The sequence below is a fragment of the Microbacterium sp. Bi128 genome, assembly GCF_918698205.1.
On the sequence record NZ_CAKKMM010000298.1, the window covers coordinates 1 to 5,054 of the forward strand.

At 71.4% G+C, this 5,054-nt stretch carries 6 protein-coding genes and 1 tRNA gene; 5 read left to right on the forward strand and 2 right to left on the reverse strand.

All coding sequences use genetic code 11. The features are described from left to right. From LQV45_RS17470 to LQV45_RS17480, 3 genes are all read left to right on the forward strand, one after another. Nucleotides 1–744: DUF4982 domain-containing protein (locus LQV45_RS17470; protein ID WP_230008116.1), on the forward strand; the 744-nt coding region annotated here is incomplete at its 5' end. Between the two features lie 153 nt (nucleotides 745–897). Beyond that, complete coding sequence (locus LQV45_RS17475; protein ID WP_230008117.1) at nucleotides 898–1,305, forward strand: YdeI/OmpD-associated family protein; 408 nt, start codon at nucleotides 898–900, stop codon at nucleotides 1,303–1,305. 50 nt (nucleotides 1,306–1,355) lie between these two features. Continuing rightward, the gene (locus LQV45_RS17480) at nucleotides 1,356–1,976 is read left to right on the forward strand and encodes an asparagine synthase (RefSeq protein WP_138175053.1); all 621 of its coding nucleotides are present in this window, start codon (nucleotides 1,356–1,358) and stop codon (nucleotides 1,974–1,976) included. Between the two features lie 93 nt (nucleotides 1,977–2,069). On the opposite strand, the gene LQV45_RS17485 is transcribed toward LQV45_RS17480, so the two are convergent. Further along, nucleotides 2,070–2,142 (reverse strand) — tRNA-Arg (locus LQV45_RS17485). 146 nt (nucleotides 2,143–2,288) lie between these two features. Here LQV45_RS17485 and LQV45_RS17490 point away from each other — a divergent pair. After that, nucleotides 2,289–3,785 (forward strand): L-serine ammonia-lyase, iron-sulfur-dependent, subunit alpha, encoded by a 1,497-nt coding sequence (locus LQV45_RS17490; protein ID WP_230008118.1) that lies wholly within the window; start codon nucleotides 2,289–2,291, stop codon nucleotides 3,783–3,785. Nucleotides 3,786–3,893: 108 nt separating this feature from the next. Here the strand turns inward: LQV45_RS17490 and LQV45_RS17495 are convergent, their stop codons facing one another. Beyond that, nucleotides 3,894–4,325, reverse strand: a complete 432-nt coding sequence (locus LQV45_RS17495) for a MarR family winged helix-turn-helix transcriptional regulator (protein ID WP_230008119.1) — start codon at nucleotides 4,323–4,325, stop codon at nucleotides 3,894–3,896. Between the two features lie 166 nt (nucleotides 4,326–4,491). Between LQV45_RS17495 and LQV45_RS17500 the strand changes: the two genes are divergently transcribed. After that, on the forward strand, nucleotides 4,492–5,054 hold a 563-nt coding region (locus tag LQV45_RS17500), incomplete at its 3' end, for a lamin tail domain-containing protein (RefSeq protein ID WP_230008120.1).

Sequence of the window (5,054 nt, forward strand, 5' to 3'; positions counted from 1 at the left end):
TACCCGTACCTTGCCGCGGAGTCCGGCGATCTGGCCATCACCGGCTACCGCCGCACCGTGTCGTTCTTTCGCGAGATCGTCTACGGACTGCGCACCGAGCCCTTCATCGCGGTGCATCCGCCCGCCCACCACGGCCGCCCGACCGCGACGACCCCGTGGTCGTGGGACGACACCGTCGCGTCGTGGAGTTGGAATGTGCCGGCCGGTGCGCCGGTCGTCGTCGACGTGTACGCCGACGCCGACGAAGTCGAACTGCTCCGCGACGGTGAGTTCGCCGGCATCCCTCCGGTCGGCGCGGCACGCGAGTACACCGCGCGCTTCGAGACTGTCTACGCGCCCGGCGAGCTCGTCGCGATCGCGCGCCGCGGCGGCGTCGAGGTGGGCCGTACGGCGCTGCGCACCGCCGACCCGGAGGTGTCGCTCGTCGTCCGCGCTGAGTCTGAGACGATTCGATCGGATGCCGATTCCCTGGCATTCGTGTCGATCACCCTCGAGGACCCCACGGGGATCGTCCCGTGCGATCGCGATATACGGGTGAGCGTCCGAGTGGAGGGGCCGGGACTCCTGGCCGGACTCGGCACCGGCCGGGCGGCCACCGAAGAACCGCTGTCCGCGGCATCCGTCACGCTCTTCCGCGGCCGCGCGCTTGCCGTCGTCCGACCGACCGGCGCGGGGGAGATCCGCGTGACGGTCTCGTCGGAGTCGTACGGCGAGGTGACTCGGACCGTCCACTCCGTCGGGTGATCGCGTGCCCCGTCCCCGGACATGACAGAAGGCCCCCGAGTACTCTCCGAGGCCCTCCGCAACGGGTCCGACCTTACGTGCGCCCGAGCCCCTCCGCCCGGGATTGCATTTGCGCCCCTGTTCGTCTACCGCGGTCTCTGTCACACTCACGCCATGAGGTTCGAGACCACGCTGTCCCAGATGGGTAACAACACCGGCATCGAGGTGCCGCCCGAGGTCGTGGAGGGACTGGGCGGCGGCAAACGCGCCGCCGTCACGGTCGACGTCAACGGCTACGTGTACTCCAGCACTCTCGGCGTCATGGGCGGCCGACACCTCATCCCCTTCTCGGCCGACAAGCGCAAGGTCACCGGGCTCGCGGGCGGCGACCCGATCACCGTCGAGCGGACCGCGGAAGTACCGGACGACCTCGCGGCGGCGCTCGCCGAGGCGGGCGTCCGCGCCGCGTTCGACGCTCTCGCCCCGAGTGTCCGCAAGGCGCACGCGGGGAGCGTCGACGGCGCGAAGGCGCCCGAGACCCGTGCCCGCCGCATCGCGAAGATCGTCTCCGCCCTGGAGTGACCGCGGGCTCGCGCGCGCGGCCCGGACGATAGCCTGGTACGGGAGGTCGCGTGGGCCGGACGAAGGATGCCATCGCCGAGGGGCTGTCGATCGCGACGGCCGCGGCGCGGCTCACCATACGCAACCACCTCCTCGTCGAGACGATCGCGCGGGGTGGGCACTTCGACGGTGCCCTGTTCGCGGAGTTCGCGCGCCAGACGCTGCGCGCGCTCGCCGACGAGCAGGATCAGGCGGCCGACCGCGTCACTCAGCAGCGCAAGCGCGCGTGGGGCCGTTTCTCGGACTCCTCGGGCACGCACGATTACCGCGACCGCGACACCCGCAACCTCCGCCGTCGCGCCCGCCAGTCCCGCGGTGTCGCGAAAGAACTGCGCGATTTCGCCGACGATCCCGAGCGGGTCGGTGAGCTCGTCGCTGCCGCCCGCGCGGCGGCCTGGGGCGACGTCGAGGCGAACCTCTCGAAGCGGCTCGACGTCGAGGGCATGACCGAGGATGCCGACCCCGACTACGCCACGATGCGTCGCGCCCGCATGGATGCGCTGCGCATGGTCGACCTCGCCCGCTTGGCCTCGCAGGCGAAGAAGCGGGCGAAGGAGCACGCGGCTGCCGCGGGCGACGCGGCTCCGGTCGAGGCGGCGGGCGGCAAGAAGAAGAAGTCGACCTCGGCCTGATTCCCGGTGTGGGTCCGCCGCATCCACGGGACAAAGAAAAAGACCCGGCCGGAATCTCTTCCTGGCCGGGTCTGTCACTGTCTCAACACAGTGTGCGCCCGAAGGGACTCGAACCCCTAACCTTCTGATCCGTAGTCAGATGCTCTATCCATTGAGCTACGGGCGCAGGGCCTCCGCGCGAAACGGCGCGCAGGCCGTGGTCTAGCATAGCCGGGACCCGCGCCGAGGTCTAATCGGCGCCGACGCGCACGCATCTCGGGCGTGGCGCGCACGTGTCCGGGCGGTGAAGCGGGCGCGACGTACGCTGGAGGCATGAGCGCCTACGTCTCGGCGTTCGAGCTGTTCTCCATCGGTGTAGGACCCTCGAGCTCCCACACGGTCGGCCCCATGAGGGCCGCCGCTGATTTCGCCGCACGCCTGCGCTCCACCCGAGCGCTCGAGAACGTGGCATCCGTCTCTTGCGCCCTGTACGGGTCGCTCGGCGCGACCGGGATCGGGCACGGCACCCCCGACGCCGTGGTCGCCGGCCTCCAGGGCCTCCAGCCCGAGACGGTCGACCCGGATGCCGTGCGCCGGGCGTGGTCGGACTGGCCGGACGGCCGGGCGCTGATGCTCGCCGGCAGCCACGGCATCCCGTTCTCGAAGGACGACGTGGTGCTCGCGCCCCGCACGCGGCTGCCGGGGCACCCGAACGCGATGACGCTGTTCGCGCGCGACGCCGACGGGGCGATCGTCGCCGACGAGACCTACTACTCGGTCGGGGGCGGCTTCATCCGCCGTGACGGGGAACCCCCGCGGATCGCCGCTGCGCCGGTTCCGTTCCCGTACACGGACGCGGCGACGTTGATCGCGCTGTGCGACGAGCGCGGGATCACGATCGCCGAATCGGCACGCCGCAACGAAGAGGCGTCGCGTTCCGACGAGGAGATCGCCGAGGGTCTGGACCGGATCTGGGATGCCATGGCCTCCTGCGTGAACGCCGGTCTCCGTCACGACGGGGTGCTGCCCGGCATCCTGAAGGTGAAGCGGCGCGCGTCCGTGATCCGTGCGCAGCTCGAGGAGATCGAGGCCGAGGGGCACCGCGAGCTGCCGGGGGAGTGGCTCGGCGCGTTCGCGCTCGCCGTGAACGAGGAGAACGCCGCGGGCGGGCGCGTCGTCACCGCGCCGACCAACGGCGCGGCCGGCATCCTGCCCGCCGTCGCGATGTACTGGTGGCGCTTCCTCGCCGATTCCGGTCTCGGTGTCGGTAACGCCGTCACCCCGCACGGAGAACTCGTGGGGAGCGCGCTGCTGGGGTTCCCCGGTGACGGCGCGACGCGCGACGAAGCGGTGGAGTGGGACGACGCGCGAGTGGCCGAGGCCAATCGGCGTCGCGGGATCCGGAGATTCCTGCTCACGGCGGCGGCTCTGGGCTCGTTGTTCAAGAACAACGCCTCGATCTCCGGAGCCGAGGGCGGATGCCAAGCCGAGGTCGGCTCCGCGTGTGCCATGGCCGCGGGCGGACTGACGGCGGTGATGGGCGGCACGAACCGGCAGATCGAGAACGCCGCCGAGATCGCGATGGAACACCACCTCGGACTCACGTGCGACCCGGTCGGCGGGCTCGTGCAGATCCCGTGCATCGAGCGGAACGCCATCGCCGCGTCGACCGCCGTGACCGCCGCCCGCCTCGCCCTGCGCGGCGACGGCACCCACTACGTGTCGCTGGACACCGTCGTCGAGACGATGCGGCAGACCGGCATCGACATGTCGACGAAGTACAAGGAGACGAGCGAGGGCGGCCTCGCGGTCAACGTCATCGAGTGCTGAGCGGCGGGCGGCGCGGCGAGCGCCCATGTCCGGGTCGAGCACCCACGTCACGGACGTTCCGAACGGGGGCGTTCGGTCCGGACATGGGCTTTCGCCACGCGCAGCCGGTCAGCGTTGGTCGCGGAGCTTGGCCGTCAGCGCCTGCAGCTGGGCCAGCTCGGTGTCGTCCAGGCGCGCCATGCGGTCGGCGATCGAGGTGGCGTGCATCGAGGCGATGCGGCGGAACGCCACCGCCCCGGCCTCGGTCGCGGTCACGAGCGCCCCGCGGCCGTCGTCGGGGTCGGCGCATTTGGTCAGGAGCCCCCGCGCGGCCATCCGCTCCACCAGGCGCGAGACGCTGGGCTGGCTGATGAGCATGTTGGCGGTCACGTCACGCAGGCGCGCGGTCATGCCCCGGCTCCGGGTGACCGTCAGGAGCACGTCGTACTCGGCCTGCGAGAGCTCCGCGCACTCGAAGTCGGTGCGCAGGTCTTCGAACACCTCGTGCTGCGCACGGAACAGGCTCTCCCAGGCCTGGACGGCGAGGCGACGATCGGTCATGCACTCAGCGTAGAGCCGCCCGATGCCCTCGCGCTCCCGCACGAGTAGCAGATCCGGGTAACGCCCGACGTCACCGGGTGGACACCCGGGAGGACGGTGGCGTTCACGCGTCGCATCGTCGGGTTGCCTACCGTCGACGCGTCCCCCAGATGAAGGTGGCTCCGCCATGCGTTCTCCGCGTTCCCGCATCCTTCCCGCAGCCCTCGCGACGACGCTCGTCGCCGTGGGCGTCCCGATCTCCGCCGTTCCGGTCGCACACGCCGCGACGCCCGCGTCGAGCGTCGTGGTGACCGAGATCGTCGCCGACAACACCGGCGCCGACAACTTCGAGTACGTCGAGATCCACAACGTCTCGGATGCCGCGGTCGACCTCGCGGCCTCCGGCATCACGTTCGCGTACTCCTACGACGACTCCGCGGACCGCACGCGCGACGTCCCCCTCACGGCCGAGCCGGCGACGCTCGCCGCGGGGGAGACCGCGCTGCTGTGGGTGAGCTACACCTCCGGCTCCGTGGACGCCTCGGCCCGCACAGTCGCGGACTTCCGCGCGTTCCACACGGTCGCCGACGACGTGCAGGTCGTCCGGCTCACCGGGCAGCCCGGCATCGCCAACGGGGGGAACCGCGGCATCCGGGTCGTGGAGAACGGCGAGCTCACCTCGTGGTCGCACGCGCCGTCGGGCGCGTTCGGCGCCGACCTCGCGACGCACTTCCGCCTGCCCGCCGACCC